Raw genomic sequence first — 14,186 nt, 5'->3', positions numbered from 1 at the left:
ACTCGTGTCGCAAATTCCCCGAATGCGTGAGGCCCTTGCGCCATCAACGTCTGCGACTACTTAACCGTGTGCGAGGATGCTGAAAGCGTCGAGCATCGTGGGTTGAATACAACTCGGCTCATTGGCGTTGCGCAGTGACACAGGTACAGATGCGGTGCCACCCCAAAAGGTGGCCGGGCATCGAAAACCCGTGGAGTTGCTTGATTACGGTTGCCAGCCGGTGTCACCTCGTGTGGTGCCGGCTGGCAACGCGTCCGCCGGCCATGGCGGGCGGAGCGTGGAGGCCTTGTGCCTGCCGGCCTAGCAACCTCCCGGTTTTCGAGCCACGTCTCCGCCCGCCACCTTTATCCGTGGCGGCTACCGTCTGTCCTGCACGGAGCCTCATCAATGACCACACCCGAGTTTCCCCCTCCGCATTCCGACAGCGCGCCGGCCAACGACGCCGATGCGACCCCCCAACAGTCCCCGTCCGACCCCAACACCTTCATCGCCACGCTGAAACGGATCGGCAGCGGCGCAGCCGCCGATGGCCTGCCCTGGCCGGAACGCCATCCGCTGCCTGGCCGTCAACTGGCGCTGGCCGATGCCGACTGCGCGCACGCCGGCCTGCGGGTGGCGCTGGAGATGCTGCTGGCCGCCGAGCGTGTCCGGCAGAACGGGCCGGAGGAGCAGTACGTGGGCGATCGCGTGATGGAAGGACTGGTGATGGCCTGCCTGTCACTGTCAGTGCAGGCCGGCACCTTGCTGCGTCCGGGCTGACAGGGACGTTTCGCGCACCCTCGGCCGCGTGATCCGGGGCCGGCCCGTGTGGTTATTCTTGAGGCCAGGCTTCTGCCACCGCCCGGGACTCTTCGCATGCGCCGACCCTTCCATGCCGCGATCCTTCTTACCACCGTGCTGCTGGCCGGTCCTGCCCTCGCGCAGCACGCCAGCAGCGCACCGCCGCCCGCTGAACGCCTGCCCGACGTGGCACTGCCTGCGGCACTGGATCGCGTGCTGCGCGACTACGAGCGGGCGTGGAGCGCGGGCGATGGCAAGGCACTGGCGGCGCTGTTCGCCGAAGACGGATTCATCCTGCAAAGCCACCAGCCGCCGGTGCGCGGGCGCGACGCGATCGCGGCCGCCTACGCCGGACAGGGTGGAAGCCCGCTGCGCCTGCGTGCGCTGGCGTACGCGGTGGACAGGAGCACGGCCTACATCATTGGTGCCTACACGTTTGGCGGCAACGTCGGCGATACCGGAAAGTTCACGCTGACGCTGACGCGCGCGGGCGATGGACCCTGGCTGATCTTCTCGGACATGGACAACGGCAACGCGCCGCCAAGGGCGCGGTGATCGGGCGTTGCAGTGGATCCACGCCATGCGTGGATATGCTGCGCGCGTGATGCCAAGCAAGCTTGGCACCGACCAGAGCCTGTGTCCGGTCCGGCACCCGCATGGGGTACTCCCTGATGAAAAAACCCCGACGCATGGCCGGGGTTTTCGGTTACTTGAACAGCGTGTCCGGATATTCCGGTTTCTGTTCGCGCGCCAGCAATGCGCGCAGGCCCTCTGCCGGGGTCTGCTCGCCGTGCAGTACGGCGCGTACGCCATCGGAGATCGGCAGGTCGATGCCGTGTCGGCGTGCCTGACGCATCACCTCATCGGCCGTCTGCACCGATTCGACCACCTGCCCGATCTCGCGCACGGCATCCTGCAGCGTCTGCCCGCGGCCCAGGGCCAGGCCCAGGCGGCGGTTGCGCGACAGGTCGCCGGTGCAGGTCAGCACCAGATCGCCCAGGCCCGCCAGACCCATCAGGGTTTCCGGCTTGGCACCGATTGCCGCGGCCAGCCGCAGCATCTCGTTGAGGCCGCGGGTGATCAGGCCGGCACGGGCGTTGAGGCCCAGCTGCATGCCATCGGCAACGCCGGTGGCCACGGCCAGCACGTTCTTCATCGCGCCCCCCAGCTCGGCACCGACCATGTCGTCGCCGGTGTAGGCACGGAACGCCGGGCCATGCATCGCTTCGGCCACGGTCTGCGCGAACGCCGGCACGTCGCCGTGCACGGTGATCGCGGTGGGCAGGCCCTGGGTGACTTCCTTGGCGAACGACGGCCCGGTGACGACGGCCAGCGGCACGTCCTCGCCGAGGATCTCGCGCGCGACTTCATGCAGGAAACGGCCGGAGCCGGGCTCGAAACCCTTGGTCGCCCAGGCCACGCCGGCACCGGCCGGACGCAGCGGCGCCAGCGCGCGCACGGTCTCGTTGAACGCGTGCGACGGGGTCACCACCAGGATCCAGGCGGCACCGTGCACCGCCGACGCCAGGTCGGTGGTGGCATGCAGGCTGTCCGGCAGCGGAATGCCCGGCAGGTAGCGCGGATTCTCGTGGCGCTGGTCGATGGCCTCGACCACGGCGGCATCACGCCCCCACAGCACGGTCGGATGACCGTGCCGGGCGAGCAGGCTGGCCAGCGCGGTTCCCCAGGAACCGGCGCCCAGCACGGCGATCTTGTCAGCGGTAGTGCTCATCCGTGACGTCGCGACGGATTCAGGCGTTGCCGGCCGGCTCGGAGTCAGCCAGCGACGGTGCGTCGCCCTGCTCCTGGCGCTGGCGCAGGGTTTCTGCGTACAGGCCTTCGAAGTTGATCGGCTGCAGGAAGAACGGCGGGAAGCCGCCGGCCTGGATCAGATCGCTGACCAGCTGGCGCACGTACGGGAACAGGATGTTCGGGCACTGGGTGCCGAGCAGCACGTCGATCGACTGCGGGTCCAGGCCGACCAGGCCGAACACGCCGGCCTGCTTCACTTCGGCCACGTAGGCGGTGCGCTCACCGGCCTGGCAGGTCAGGGTGACGGCCAGCACGACTTCGAACGCGTTCTCACCCAGGCGCTGCACCTGCTGGTTCAGATTCAGCTGCAGCTCCGGCTGCACCTGGTCATTGAAGATGGTCGGTGCGTTCGGCGACTCGAAGGAGACGTCCTTGACGTAGATCTTCTCGACGGTGAAAGCGGGGCCGGTAGCGGCATCGACCGGCGCAGCGGCGCCGTTGGTGATCTCTTCGGACATTTCCAGTAACTCCAGGTGAATGCAATGAAAACTAGGGTCGAATTACTGCGATGGGGGCGGCATCAGGCCCATACAAGGCCGGATCCGCCACCTGCGGCAATCAGTTGCGGCCCTTGACCAGCGGCAGTTCGGCCTGCTGCCAGGCGGGAATGCCGCCCTCGAGCACGAAGACCTTTTCGAAACCGGCCTTCTTCAGCGCCTTGGCGGCGGTTTCCGATGCGTTGCCGTTTCGGCACACCAGAACCACCGGCGCCTGCTTGGCGCTGGCCACGAGCTTGTGCTCCGGGCCGAACGCGCTGGCCTGCGCATTGCGGCTGCCGGCGATGTGGCCCTTTTCGAAGTCACCGCTGGCGGACAGGTCCACCACCACCGTGCCGCCCGCATTCATCAGCTGGGTCAGTTCGGCGGGCTTGATGCCCTTGAAGCCCCGGAACAGGCGGCGGATTTCGGTGACGATGAGGGCCACGGTCAGGCCGACCAGGGCCGCGGACAGCATCGGGTTTCGGCCTGCAAAGGCCAGCAACTCTTCGTAATTCACTCAGGTCACGGGTCGATAAGCGGGCGCCGATTGTCGCACAAGCCGGACGCGGCCCGTCACTGCCCCTGCCACAGATCCGGCAGGCCACCGGCCTGCCACCAGCGCTTGGCCTCGGCATCCCAGCGCCACCGCTCGGTCACCACCACGGTGCGCTCGGCCTGGGTGTTCTGGTTGATGACGCCGATTTCCACCCGGCGCTCGACCTGGCCATCGGGCAGCGAGGCGCTGCTGCGCTCGCGGTAGGAGGACACCCGCAGCTGTGCATAACGGTTGAGCTCGAACTCGGTGGGCGGCTTTTCCTTGCGCAGCACCGGATCCAGGTAGCCGATGGCGTCGTCCATGCTGCCCCAGCGGATCGTCGCTCCGTAGGCGATCTGGGTCTCTTCCAGCATCTTGCGCTGCTTGCGGCTCAGCTCGTCGGCACCGGCCATGGCGCTGACCAGCAGCAGGGAACACAACAGGATCTGGATGAGGCGGCGCATCAGGGGTTTCCGCAGGGCGTCAGCCTGCCATCCTACCCTTTGGCGAAGGCAACGAAGCGACCGCTGAACTCGGCAGCGGCCCGGCCGTCGGCGGCCGGCTGGGTAGCGATGATGCTGATGCGGGCCTTGCGACGCTGGCGGAAGGTGGCCAGGAAGGTGTCCCAGGCACCGCTTTCGGCCGCCTCGGCCTGCGCGTGCAGGTCTTCGTAGACCGGTGCCAGGTAGCGCAGGTTGCTGTCGGCCACGTAGACCTCGGCGTCGTGGCCGGCCAGGCGCAGGCGCAGGCTGACCAGCGCCCAGCCGGACAGGGTCAGCACCGAGGCCAGGCTGCCGCCGAAGGCGTTGCCCTTGTCGTTGACGTTCGCCGTCAGCGGCGCGGTGATGCGCAGCACGCCATCGGCATAGCCGTCCAGGCGGATCTGCATGGCACGGACCGCAGGCATGCAGTCCAGCACCTCCTGCAGGGAGGCCAACGAGGAGCTCAGGGCATCAACGGACATCGGAGCAGCAACCACGACAACGGCGGGCCCGCATAATGCAGGCAATGGATGACCATACGATACCCACTGGCAGCGCGTGCCGCGGCGCGGGCTGGACGCTGATCTCGCTGCGTCCGCAGGGCCAGCATTCGGCGCTGCGCCGCGCCGTTGCTGGGCTCGGCGGGCAGCTGGTGGCGCTGTCGCCGTGGCGGCTGCAACGCTTGCAGGGCCCTGCCGTGGTGCGCCAGCTGCAACGCGCGCTGAACTGCGATCGGGTGGTGTTCACCAGCCCCGCAGCCGTCACGGCGGCTGCCGCGCTGCTGCCGCTGCGCCCGGCGCAGCACAGCCCGTGGCTGACGGTCGGCGAGGGCACCACACGCGCGTTGCAGGCGCACGGCATCAGCGAGGTCCACGCGCCGCAGCGGATGGACAGCGAGGGGCTGCTGGCCCTGCCGGTACTGGCGGCGGTACAGGGCCTGCGGATCGGGCTGGTCACCGCGCCCGGTGGCCGGGGCCTGATTGCCGCCCGGCTGCAGGCGGCGGGTGCCAGCATCGAACGTGCCGATGTCTATCGGCGCCAACCACTGCGCCTGTCGCCTCGCGCCCTGTCACGGCTGGGAGAGTGTTCTGCGCCCTGGCTGATGGCGGTCAGCAGCGGTGAAGCCCTGCAACGTGTGTGGGAGCAGCTGTCGCCGCAGTGGCAGCAGCGGCTGCAGGCCCATGCCACCGCACTGGTCGCCAGCGAACGGCTGGGCATGCAGGCGCAGGCGCTGGGCCTGCGGGTGGTACGCAGCGCGGGGCCGACCACCCCGCAGTTGATCGCCGCTGCACACACCACGCTCACCGGGCCGGCAGCGACCTGAACAGGGACGTGGGTCACGCTTGCCGCTGTCGTCGGCAACAGGGATGCTGTGCTTGACGCTGCCTGCCGGAACCCTTCCGGCGACGCCGCCGACAAGGAAGCCTGATGAACGACACCGCCCCCGTTTCCCCACCCCGCCGCTCCCTGCGCTGGCTGCTGCCGCTGGCGGTGGTGGCCGTGCTCGGGGCAGGAGGCTATGCCGGTTGGCGTTTCTGGCAGCAGCAACAGCATGAGCAGGAAGCACAGTCGCGGACGATGGCGGTGCAGTTGCAGGGCCTGGAGGCCACGCTGGATGCGCTGCGTCGCGACCAGCGCGCAACCAGCCAACGCCTGCAGGACGCGGCCGCAACCAACCGTGTGCTGCGCGACGAGATGCTGGGCCTGTCGCAGCGCAGCGCGCTGCTGGAGGAAAACCTCGCCAAGCTCGCCGACAGCGCCAACCAGGGCCGACAGGCCGTGCAGCGCGACGAGGCCGAACTGCTGCTGACCCAGGCCGCACAGCGCTTGAACTACGCCGACGATGTCGAAGGTGCCCGCCGTCTTTATGCACAGGCCGCGACCGCGCTGGCCGCGCTGCCTGACAGCGAGGGCCTGAACCTGCGCCAGGCGCTGGTACAGGAGCGCGATGCCCTCGATGCGTTGGGTGCCGGACCCCGCGTTCAGGCGCTGCAGCGACTGGATGCGTTGGCCGGCGCCCTGCAGGGGCTGCCGACCCAGGTGGCCAGTACGCCGGCCGGCGACCAGACGCGAGCGTGGTGGCAGGCCGCTTTGGCGCCCTTCGTCGATATCAGCCCGAGCCGCCAGAACGGTCCGCTGACCGCCGCCGAACGGCGCAACGCCGACGATGCACTGCAACTGGAACTGACCCTGGCCCGGGCGGCGATCGAGCGCGGCGACCGTGCCGGCCGTGACGCCGCGCTGTCGCGCGTGGAGCAGTGGGCACAGCGGCGCTGGCCGGATTCACCGGCCCTGCGCGCGCAGCGTGCTGAACTGCAGGCCTTGCGCGAGCTTCCCTTGCAGACCAGCAACACCGTCCTAGGCAGCACCCTGCAACAGCTGCGCACCCAGACCGACCGGAGGCTACCCGAATGAAACCCCTGCAATCCCTGGTCGTGCTGTTGCTGGCCGTGGCCATTGGTGTGGTCGCCGCGCAATGGCTCGGCACCGACGATCTCAACCGCTACGGCGAAGTGATTCTGCGCTATGGCGGCTACGACTATCACAGCAACCTGCCGAAGGTGGCGCTGCTGACGGTGATTGCAGTCCTGGTGCTGTGGCTGCTGTGGAGCCTGATCGCCGCACCGTTCCGTGCGTGGGGCCGCTACCGCCGCAAGCAGGGCCGGGTGCGCCTGATCGATGGCCTGCAGGCTTACGAGCACGGCCAGTGGCAGCGTGCGGAAAAGCTGCTCGACGGCGCCGCCAAGGATCCGGAAGTGAGCGCGGTGGCGCTGGCCAATGCCGTGCGCAGTGCACAGGCACGTGCTGACGCCAGCGCAGGTGAGGCGCTGCTGCAGCGGCTGGGTGAATCCGATGCCACCCTGCAGGCGCTGCTGCGCGCCGAGCAGCTGCTGGCGCGCGACCTGCCGGTGGACGCGATCAACGTGCTGGATGTGGCCGCGATCCAGCCGCTTCCGCCGCGTGGCCTGTGGCTGCGCACCGAGGCACTGGCCCGCGCCGGTCGTGCGCACGAAGCGTATGGACAGCTGGGCGCCCTGCGTCAGAGCAAGGTGCTGCCGGCCGAATCCAACAGCGAACTGGAAGCGCGCCTGGCCGCGCAGGCGCTGCTGGAAGCGGCCGACGTCAATGCGTTGGCCGCGCAGTGGGAAGCCACGCCGAAAGCGCTGCGGCCGACCCCCGACGTGGTGGGCGCCTATGCCAGCCGCGCGGTGGCGCTGAACTGGGACGAGCCGGCGCTGCTGGCGCTGGAGCACGCCCTGGACCAGCGGTGGGACGACGAACTGGTGGCCCTGTATGGCCGCCTGCCGGCCGAACGCCTCGCCACCCGCCAGGCCAACCTGCAGCGCTGGCGCAACGTGCATGACGATTCGGCGGCGCTGCGCCTGGCACAGGGCCGCGTCGCCCTGGCCCAGCAGCAATGGGACGCTGCCGATACGTTCCTGCACGAAGCGATCGCCAGCGGCGCCGGTGCCCCGGCCTGGGAAGCGCTGGGTGAGCTGTTCGCCCAGCGGGGTGAACACGCCCTGGCTGCACAGTGCCTGGCCAACGCGCTGCGCCTGCAGCGCGGCGAGGACAGTGTGGCGCTGGTGCGCACGGCAGGGGCCGGTGCCGATGAAGTGCCGCCGCGCGCCACCGTGGAAGATCTGCCGACGGTGCCGCAACCGCCGGTGTACAACGCCAACGAAGAGCGCGACGAGTTCGGCAACCCCCGTCTTCCCTGACCGGTGCAGTGCCGGCGAAGGATCGGCACCCCACCGGGTCCGCAACGAAAAAGCCGCCCATCCGGGCGGCTTTTCCATGTACAGCCTTCTGCAGCGATCAGCGCTCGACGATCGCCACCACGCCCATGCCGCCTGCCGTGCAGATCGACACCAGCGCGCGGCCGCCGCCGCGTTCGGCCAGCTGCTTTGCGGCCGTGGCGATCACACGCGCACCGGTAGCGGCAAACGGGTGACCGGTAGCCAGCGACGAGCCCAGCAGATTGATCTTGTCCGGATCGATGCGGCCCAGCGGTGCCTCCAGGCCCAGCCGGTTGCGGCAGTAATCCTCGCTCTCCCACGCGCGCAGGGTGCACAGCACCTGTGCGGCAAACGCTTCGTGGATTTCGTAGATGTCGAAGTCCTGCAGGGTCAGGCCGTTGCGCTTGAGCATCTCGGGCACGGCCACGGTCGGTGCCATCAGCAGCCCTTCGCCGTGCACGAAATCGACCGCCGAGACATGCGCATCGCGCAGGTAGGCCTGCGGCTCGTGCCCGTGGGCGCGGGCCCATTCCTCGCTGGCCAGCAGCACCGCCGCGGCACCATCGGTGAGCGGCGTGGAGTTGGCGGCGGTCAGGGTGCCGCGGCCGGACACCTTGTCGAACGCAGGCTTCAGCGTGGCCAGCTTTTCCAGCGAGGTATCCGGGCGCAGGATGTTGTCGCGCTCCACGCCGCGGAACGGCGCGATCAGGTCGTTGAAGAAGCCACGCTCATAGGCGGCGGCCAGCTTCTTGTGCGAGGACACCGCCCACTCGTCCTGCGAGTCACGCGAGATGTTCCATTCCTTGGCCATGTCCTCGCAATGATCGCCCATGCTCTTGCCGGTGCGCGGTTCGGCCACGCCCGGGAACTCGGGCTTGAGTTCGGAGAACTTGAAGCCGGAGGTCAGCGCGCGGATCTTGTCGCCGGTGCTCTTGGCGCGGTTGGCGGCCAGCAGGCGTGCACGCAGCTTCTTGCCGTACACGATCGGCACGTCGGAAGTGGTGTCCGACCCGCCGCCGATGCCCGATTCGATCTGGCCCAGGGCAATCTTGTTGGCGACGGTGATGATGCTGTCCAGCGACGTGCCGCAGGCACGCTGAAGGGTGATGCCCGGGGTGAGCGGCGACAGTCCGGAGGACAGCGTGGCTTCGCGGCCCAGGTTCCAGTCGCTGGAGTGCTTGATCACCGCACCCATCGCCACTTCACCCAGCTGCTGGCCGTGCAGGCCGAAGCGTTCGACCAGCGCGCCCAGCGTACGGACCGACATGCCGAGGTTGCCGACATCCGAATACGCGGTGTTCTGGCGGCAGAACGGAATGCGGACGCCACCGAGAATGGCGACGGGACGAGCGTTGGGCATGGAGATACCTGGCATGGATGAGGGTGTCTGCAACATGGCCTGCACGACAGAGCAGGCATAATGGGGCCAAGTGTAGCTGCCGCCCTGTGATGGGCCAACCGTGGAACCATGAGCAAACCCGACCCCGCGATGAATGCCCTTGGCGTGCTGGCCCTGGAACTGGCCGGCGGCGAGATCCCCCGCCAGGCGGTACTCAGCGCAGACCAGGCCGGTGAACTGGCCGAGCGCGTCGGCCGCGACCTGTCCAAGCTGGTACCGGCCGTGGCCGAGCTGGACCTGGTCCTGGCCGCCGCCCATTTCGACCCGGCCGAAGTGCTGCGCCCGGGCTGGCCGATCCATCGCCGTCTGGAAGAACTGCAGATGCGCGCGCCGGGCCGCAACCAGGGCCCGCGGCTGCTGGCCTTCGGTACCGATGCCAATGGCGATGTGCCGCTGCCGTTCCAGGCCGATTCGACGCTGGTGGGTGGCGGCCTGCGTGTGCTGCCGTTCCTGCTGACCGGCAGTGATGTGGCGACCACCCGTGCGGTGGCCGATGCGTTGGAAGAGGTGCTGCTGGCCAATGGCATGGCCCATGCCGATACCGCGCTGATGGCGCAGAACAGTTTCGGTGCCCGCATCGAGCATGCGCGCTATTTCACCGTGAATGACCTGGCCGCGATGATGTCGATGCAGTACGACAACCAGGGCCTGGCCGCGCTGTGGCCGTTGATCGAGACCGCGATCATGGCGCCGGGCGAGGATGAATGGCTTGAGGCCGCACCGGAGCCGCTGCTGCGCTACAGCCATGGCGAGGCGCGCATGGCGTTGTTCGATCCGGCCGGCTGGTGCGCCCACTACAGTCATGACAGTGGCGACTGCGATCGCCTGCAGGGCATCTATGAGCAGTTCCTGATGCGCCAGCGGCAGATGGCGGCAGTGCTGGAAGCACACGGTGTGCCGGTGCTGTTCGTGCATTGCGAGGCGGGACAGGACGCGCGCGAGTTGCTGGCGCGCTGACAAGGAAACGGCGGCCGCGTGTTGTAGAGCCGAGCCCATGCTCGGCTCAGGCCGCCGGAAAAGCAGCCGAGCCTGGGCTCGGCTCTACAGAAAGGGATGCAAAGAAAAACGCCGGCCTGCGCCGGCGTTTTCCAATCCAGCGGGCCCGGCCTTACGGGGCCTTCTGGATCACTGCGCAGGCCAGGCGCGCACCTGCGTTGCCGGTCGGCTGGCTGGTGTAGTCATCCGGATCGGCGTGGACGATCAGGCCACGGCCGATGATGTCGAAATCATCGCCCTTGCCGATGTTCACGTTGCTCGACACCGGGCCATCGATGGTGGCCACGCCCTTGTCGTCGGCCTTGATGTTGGGCATGTCGCCACCGTGGTGCGGATCACTGGCCACGCTGCCATGGTCCTGCTTGCCCGGGTTGAAATGACCGCCGGCGCTGGTGCCGTCCGGCGCACTGCAGTCGCCCTTCTCGTGGATGTGGAAACCGTGTTCGCTGCCGGGCTTCAGGCCACTGATCTGGCCCGTGACGTGCACTTTGCCGTCAACCCGCTTGAAGGTGACGCTGCCCTTGGTCTCGTTGCCCTGGGTGGGTGCCAGCTCGGCCGTGGCCGAGGCATCGGCGGTGGACGCCGGTTCTGCAGCGGGCGCCGGTTCGGTGGTTGCGCTCTCGGCCGGCGCGGCCGGCTGCGTCTCGGTCTGCGGGGTGTCGGCCGGCTTGCCGCAGGCCGCCAGGCCCAGGGCGGCGATGGCCGCGAACAGCGAAGTATGGATCAGACGCATGGATGCTCTCCTTGGAAGATGGCCGGCGGCGATCAGCGCGTCACGCGGATCACGCCGCAGGCGATGCGAACGCCGGCATTGCCGGCAGGCTGGCTGCGATAGTCATCGGCATTGGCATGCACGACCAATGCGCGTCCTGCGATATCGGTGGCGGCGCCTCCGCCCAGAGTAACGCCCTTGAGGTGGATGTCGACGTTGGCGCGGCCCTGGGCATCGGCACGCAGGTTGTCGATGTCGCCCAGGTGATGCGTGCCGGCACCGGCGCGCCCGTGCGCGACGCCGCCGGGATTGAAGTGATTGCCCGCACTGCTGGCATCCACAGCGCTGCAATCACCACGCTCGTGGATATGGAAGCCTGCCTGCTGCATCGGCTGCAGGCCACCGACCAGGCCGGTGATATGTACGCCTGCCGGTTCGACCTTCAGCACCAGCCGGCCACTGACGATGCTGGCCGACGCCGGGGCCAGATTCGCCTCGGCCTGCTGTGCGGTACTGGTCACGACCGGCGGCGGTGGCGTGGGCTGCGGCTTCGGCGTACTGCCACACGCGGACAGCAGCGCGGCGGCGGACAGCGGAAGAAGGGCAGGTAACAGGCGCATCGAAGACTCCTTGCAGGTGACACTACGGACGGCATCGTCCATGAGGGATCAACGGTTCGGCAAGCGGATGCGAGGATCGCGTGCAGGGACCGTTCAATGGGGGCCGCGGCGGCGGCCTGCGCCCAGCTTGCGGGTCAGCGTGTTGCGGCCCAGGCCCAGCCGCGCCGCTGCTTCCGCGCGGCGACCGTGGGTGATCTGCAGGGCAGCGTCCAGCAGGGCGTGATCGACGCGCTCGCGCACCTGCGCATGCAGCCCTTCCACGCCCTCCGCCAGTTGCCGCCGCGCCCACTCCGACAGCAGCGCCTCCCACTGCCCCGGGTCGGTGCCGCCGGTGCTGCTGCGCCGGGTGCGTGCCCGGTTGAGCGCGGTATCCACGTCGGCCACGCCGATGGTGTCGGCGGCGGCCAGTGCGGCCATCCGCCAGCACACGTTCTCCAGTTCGCGCACATTGCCCGGCCAGTCGTGCTCGCGCAGCGCCTGCAAGGCAGCGGCGGTCAAGCGCTTGGTCGGCGTATCCAGCCGGCGTGCGGCCGCCGCCAGGAAGGTGGTGGCCAGCTGCGCGATGTCCTCGCGGCGCTCACGCAGCGGCGGCAGCTGCAGGCGCACCACGTCCAGGCGATGCAGCAGGTCGGCGCGGAACAGCCCCTGCGCCACCCGTCCTTCCAGGTCCTGGTGGGTCGCTGCGATCACGCGCACATCGACACGGATCAGTTCGCGACCGCCGACACGGAAGAACTCGCCCTGCGCCAGCACGCGCAGCAGGCGCGTCTGCAGCGGCAGGGGCATGTCGCCGATTTCATCGAGGAACAGGGTGCCACCGTCGGCCTGCTCGAAGCGGCCGATGTGCCGGCGCTGTGCGCCGGTGAATGCGCCGGCTTCATGGCCGAACAGTTCACTCTCCAGCAGCTCGGCGGGAATGGCGGCGGTGTTCAATGCCACGAACGGGCCCTGCGCACGCGGCGATTCGCGGTGCAGCGCGTTGGCCACCAGTTCCTTGCCGGTGCCGGTTTCACCGGTGATGAGCACCGCCAGCGGCGCCTGCGCGAGCCGGCCGATGGCGCGGAACAGCGCGCGCATCGGCGGCGTATCGCCAACCAGCTGCGGCGACGGGTCGGCGGAGGCCTCCGTGGCCGGTACCGGCGCGGCCAGTGCCGGCGCGACCGCCGGCAGCACGCGCTGGGCCAGCGCCACGGCATCATCCAGATCGAACGGCTTGGACAGGAATTCGTGCGCGCCGCCGCGGAAGGCGCCCGCCGTGCTGGCGACATCGGTGTAGGCCGACATCACCACCACCGGCAGCTGTGGCAAGGCAGCCTTGAGCTTGTCGAGCAGCACCAGGCCGTCATCGCCGGGCATGCGCACATCGGTGAACAGCAGTGCCGGCGGAGACCCCTCGGCCAGCGCCTGAAGGGCGGCGGCGGCGCTGTCGAAATCATCGACCCGGTAGCCCGCCTCGCGCAGCGCGGTGCACAGCACGAAGCGCACGGCGCGGTCATCGTCGACCACCCAGATCCGCTGGGGTGAAGGGGACGCGTCAGACATCGCGCGGGGCCTCCTCGGCCGGAACGGTGCCGCTGCCGATCGGCAGCAGCAGGGTGAATACGGTGTGGCCGGGCCGCGAGCGGTAGGTCAGCGTGCCGCGATGCTCGCGCGCGACCTGCTGGGCCAGCGCCAGGCCCAGGCCGGTGCCTTCGGCGCGACCACTGACCAGGGGCAGGAACAGGTGTTCGGCCAGCTCCTCGGGTACGCCACGACCGTCGTCGGCGATCTCCAGCCGCAGCGCCAGCGTATGCAGCCGCTCGGCAACCCGCGCACCATGCTCCACGCGCGTGCGCAGGGTGATGGTGCCCGCGCCGGCCTGGATCGCATTGCGCACCAGGTTCCACACTGCCTGGGTAAGGCGGTCGGCGTCGCCATCCAGCTCGGGAATGCTGGGGTCGTAGTCGCGTTGCAGGCGCACCGCCCAGCCCGCTTCGTTCTCGGCCAGGCGCAGCACGCGCTCCAGTGCTGCATGGATGTTCAAGGCGGCATGCGGTGCCGCCGGCGCCGGCGACAGCAGCTGGTCAAGCAACCCGTTGAGGCGTTCGATCTCCGAACCGATCAGTTCAATCAGTTCGCGCTCGCTGGCATCGCGCTGTGCGGCACGGCGCGCCAGCAGCTGCGCCGCGCCTTTGAGGCCAGCCAGCGGGTTGCGCAGTTCGTGGGCCAGGCCCTTCAGCGCCGCGCTGAGTGCGCTGGGCAGGGCCTGGGTGGGATCAAGCCCGGGGAACTCATCGACCGGATGCGCCTCCAGCAGCCAGCCGCCATCATCACGGCGGCTCATCCAGCCTTCGGCGAAGCGGGGTGCCTCTCCCGGTACCGCCAGTGCCAGCCGGTGCAGGCGCAGGCTGTCACGCTCGTCGCGGGCCAGGAAGTGGGCCAGCGCCTCGCCCTGCACCTCCAGCGCCGCCAGGGGCTGGCCCAGCAGGCGACGGCCGCTGACGCCCAGCCAGCGTCCGAAGGCCGGATTGCAGCCGATGATGCGGCCGTCGGCAGCGGCCCAGGCCAAGGGGGTACCCAGGGCATCGAGGGACGGTGGCGGCGCGGGGTCGGACATTGCACCAATGTAGTGCAAAAGCGTGGCAGATGCGT

At 69.1% G+C, this 14,186-nt stretch carries 16 protein-coding genes; 6 read left to right on the top strand and 10 right to left on the bottom strand.

The window, feature by feature from the left end:
* The first annotated feature begins 387 nt into the window (after positions 1-387).
* Both ACVOJ1_RS04980 and ACVOJ1_RS04975 read left to right on the top strand, forming a co-directional pair.
* Complete coding sequence (locus ACVOJ1_RS04980) at positions 388-759, top strand: hypothetical protein (RefSeq protein WP_065174145.1); 372 nt, start codon at positions 388-390, stop codon at positions 757-759.
* A 96-nt stretch (positions 760-855) separates the two neighbouring features.
* Positions 856-1,335, top strand: a complete 480-nt coding sequence (locus tag ACVOJ1_RS04975; RefSeq protein WP_197571198.1) for an SgcJ/EcaC family oxidoreductase — start codon at positions 856-858, stop codon at positions 1,333-1,335.
* 151 nt (positions 1,336-1,486) lie between these two features.
* Here the strand turns inward: ACVOJ1_RS04975 and ACVOJ1_RS04970 are convergent, their stop codons facing one another.
* The 5 genes from ACVOJ1_RS04970 to ACVOJ1_RS04950 form a co-directional block, all read right to left on the bottom strand.
* The gene (locus ACVOJ1_RS04970) at positions 1,487-2,512 is read right to left on the bottom strand and encodes an NAD(P)H-dependent glycerol-3-phosphate dehydrogenase (protein ID WP_053518041.1); all 1,026 of its coding nucleotides are present in this window, start codon (positions 2,510-2,512) and stop codon (positions 1,487-1,489) included.
* 19 nt (positions 2,513-2,531) lie between these two features.
* A complete protein-coding gene (gene secB / locus ACVOJ1_RS04965; RefSeq protein ID WP_004153553.1) occupies positions 2,532-3,050 on the bottom strand; it encodes a protein-export chaperone SecB in 519 nt (172 codons plus the stop codon).
* Positions 3,051-3,150: 100 nt separating this feature from the next.
* A complete protein-coding gene (locus tag ACVOJ1_RS04960; protein WP_053518043.1) occupies positions 3,151-3,588 on the bottom strand; it encodes a rhodanese-like domain-containing protein in 438 nt (145 codons plus the stop codon).
* A gap of 56 nt (positions 3,589-3,644) precedes the next feature.
* On the bottom strand, positions 3,645-4,070 hold the full coding sequence (locus tag ACVOJ1_RS04955) for a hypothetical protein (protein WP_053518045.1): 426 nt from the start codon (positions 4,068-4,070) through the stop codon (positions 3,645-3,647).
* A gap of 32 nt (positions 4,071-4,102) precedes the next feature.
* On the bottom strand, positions 4,103-4,570 hold the full coding sequence (locus tag ACVOJ1_RS04950) for a YiiD C-terminal domain-containing protein (protein ID WP_053518047.1): 468 nt from the start codon (positions 4,568-4,570) through the stop codon (positions 4,103-4,105).
* 35 nt (positions 4,571-4,605) lie between these two features.
* Between ACVOJ1_RS04950 and ACVOJ1_RS04945 the strand changes: the two genes are divergently transcribed.
* From ACVOJ1_RS04945 to ACVOJ1_RS04935, 3 genes are all read left to right on the top strand, one after another.
* Entirely contained in the window at positions 4,606-5,412 is an 807-nt protein-coding gene (locus tag ACVOJ1_RS04945) for a uroporphyrinogen-III synthase (RefSeq protein ID WP_197571202.1), read from the top strand.
* 104 nt (positions 5,413-5,516) lie between these two features.
* On the top strand, positions 5,517-6,503 hold the full coding sequence (locus tag ACVOJ1_RS04940) for a uroporphyrinogen-III C-methyltransferase (RefSeq protein WP_065182067.1): 987 nt from the start codon (positions 5,517-5,519) through the stop codon (positions 6,501-6,503).
* Complete coding sequence (locus tag ACVOJ1_RS04935; RefSeq protein WP_053518053.1) at positions 6,500-7,810, top strand: heme biosynthesis HemY N-terminal domain-containing protein; 1,311 nt, start codon at positions 6,500-6,502, stop codon at positions 7,808-7,810. Before ACVOJ1_RS04940 ends, ACVOJ1_RS04935 begins: the two co-directional genes overlap by 4 nt.
* 97 nt (positions 7,811-7,907) lie before the next feature.
* Here the strand turns inward: ACVOJ1_RS04935 and ACVOJ1_RS04930 are convergent, their stop codons facing one another.
* On the bottom strand, positions 7,908-9,203 hold the full coding sequence (locus ACVOJ1_RS04930; RefSeq protein WP_111186508.1) for an acetyl-CoA C-acetyltransferase: 1,296 nt from the start codon (positions 9,201-9,203) through the stop codon (positions 7,908-7,910).
* Positions 9,204-9,296: 93 nt separating this feature from the next.
* Here ACVOJ1_RS04930 and ACVOJ1_RS04925 point away from each other — a divergent pair, with 93 nt between their 5' ends.
* The gene (locus ACVOJ1_RS04925; RefSeq protein ID WP_053518057.1) at positions 9,297-10,184 is read left to right on the top strand and encodes a hypothetical protein; all 888 of its coding nucleotides are present in this window, start codon (positions 9,297-9,299) and stop codon (positions 10,182-10,184) included.
* A gap of 151 nt (positions 10,185-10,335) precedes the next feature.
* On the opposite strand, the gene ACVOJ1_RS04920 is transcribed toward ACVOJ1_RS04925, so the two are convergent.
* The 4 genes from ACVOJ1_RS04920 to ACVOJ1_RS04905 all read right to left on the bottom strand — a co-directional run bounded on the left by ACVOJ1_RS04920 (position 10,336) and on the right by ACVOJ1_RS04905 (position 14,151).
* Positions 10,336-10,956, bottom strand: coding sequence for a superoxide dismutase family protein (locus ACVOJ1_RS04920; protein WP_197571207.1), 621 nt, complete (start codon positions 10,954-10,956; stop codon positions 10,336-10,338).
* Between the two features lie 32 nt (positions 10,957-10,988).
* Positions 10,989-11,555: a superoxide dismutase family protein gene (locus ACVOJ1_RS04915; RefSeq protein WP_053518061.1), complete on the bottom strand. Its 567-nt coding sequence runs from the start codon at positions 11,553-11,555 to the stop codon at positions 10,989-10,991.
* A gap of 93 nt (positions 11,556-11,648) precedes the next feature.
* Complete coding sequence (gene ntrC / locus ACVOJ1_RS04910) at positions 11,649-13,097, bottom strand: nitrogen regulation protein NR(I) (protein ID WP_065174140.1); 1,449 nt, start codon at positions 13,095-13,097, stop codon at positions 11,649-11,651.
* On the bottom strand, positions 13,090-14,151 hold the full coding sequence (locus ACVOJ1_RS04905; protein WP_346475819.1) for a two-component system sensor histidine kinase NtrB: 1,062 nt from the start codon (positions 14,149-14,151) through the stop codon (positions 13,090-13,092). Before ACVOJ1_RS04905 ends, ntrC begins: the two co-directional genes overlap by 8 nt.
* Positions 14,152-14,186: the final 35 nt, after the last annotated feature.

The sequence above is a fragment of the Stenotrophomonas sp. STEN225 genome (genome assembly GCF_056756445.1).
The sequence above is the reverse complement of the archived record's forward strand: the minus strand, read 5'-3'. Positions and strand labels throughout refer to the sequence as shown.

Bases quoted from the DNA above. Each gene is read 5' to 3' on its own strand.
- ACVOJ1_RS04980 (WP_065174145.1), top strand. From the start codon at position 388: ATGACCACACCCGAGTTTCCCCCTCCGCATTCCGACAGCGCGCCGGCC.
- ACVOJ1_RS04975 (WP_197571198.1), top strand. From the start codon at position 856: ATGCGCCGACCCTTCCATGCCGCGATCCTTCTTACCACCGTGCTGCTG.
- ACVOJ1_RS04970 (WP_053518041.1), bottom strand. From the start codon at position 2,512: ATGAGCACTACCGCTGACAAGATCGCCGTGCTGGGCGCCGGTTCCTGG.
- secB (WP_004153553.1), bottom strand. From the start codon at position 3,050: ATGTCCGAAGAGATCACCAACGGCGCCGCTGCGCCGGTCGATGCCGCT.
- ACVOJ1_RS04955 (WP_053518045.1), bottom strand. From the start codon at position 4,070: ATGCGCCGCCTCATCCAGATCCTGTTGTGTTCCCTGCTGCTGGTCAGC.
- ACVOJ1_RS04950 (WP_053518047.1), bottom strand. From the start codon at position 4,570: ATGTCCGTTGATGCCCTGAGCTCCTCGTTGGCCTCCCTGCAGGAGGTG.
- ACVOJ1_RS04945 (WP_197571202.1), top strand. From the start codon at position 4,606: ATGCAGGCAATGGATGACCATACGATACCCACTGGCAGCGCGTGCCGC.
- ACVOJ1_RS04940 (WP_065182067.1), top strand. From the start codon at position 5,517: ATGAACGACACCGCCCCCGTTTCCCCACCCCGCCGCTCCCTGCGCTGG.
- ACVOJ1_RS04935 (WP_053518053.1), top strand. From the start codon at position 6,500: ATGAAACCCCTGCAATCCCTGGTCGTGCTGTTGCTGGCCGTGGCCATT.
- ACVOJ1_RS04930 (WP_111186508.1), bottom strand. From the start codon at position 9,203: ATGCCAGGTATCTCCATGCCCAACGCTCGTCCCGTCGCCATTCTCGGT.
- ACVOJ1_RS04925 (WP_053518057.1), top strand. From the start codon at position 9,297: ATGAGCAAACCCGACCCCGCGATGAATGCCCTTGGCGTGCTGGCCCTG.
- ACVOJ1_RS04920 (WP_197571207.1), bottom strand. From the start codon at position 10,956: ATGCGTCTGATCCATACTTCGCTGTTCGCGGCCATCGCCGCCCTGGGC.
- ACVOJ1_RS04915 (WP_053518061.1), bottom strand. From the start codon at position 11,555: ATGCGCCTGTTACCTGCCCTTCTTCCGCTGTCCGCCGCCGCGCTGCTG.
- ntrC (WP_065174140.1), bottom strand. From the start codon at position 13,097: ATGTCTGACGCGTCCCCTTCACCCCAGCGGATCTGGGTGGTCGACGAT.
- ACVOJ1_RS04905 (WP_346475819.1), bottom strand. From the start codon at position 14,151: ATGTCCGACCCCGCGCCGCCACCGTCCCTCGATGCCCTGGGTACCCCC.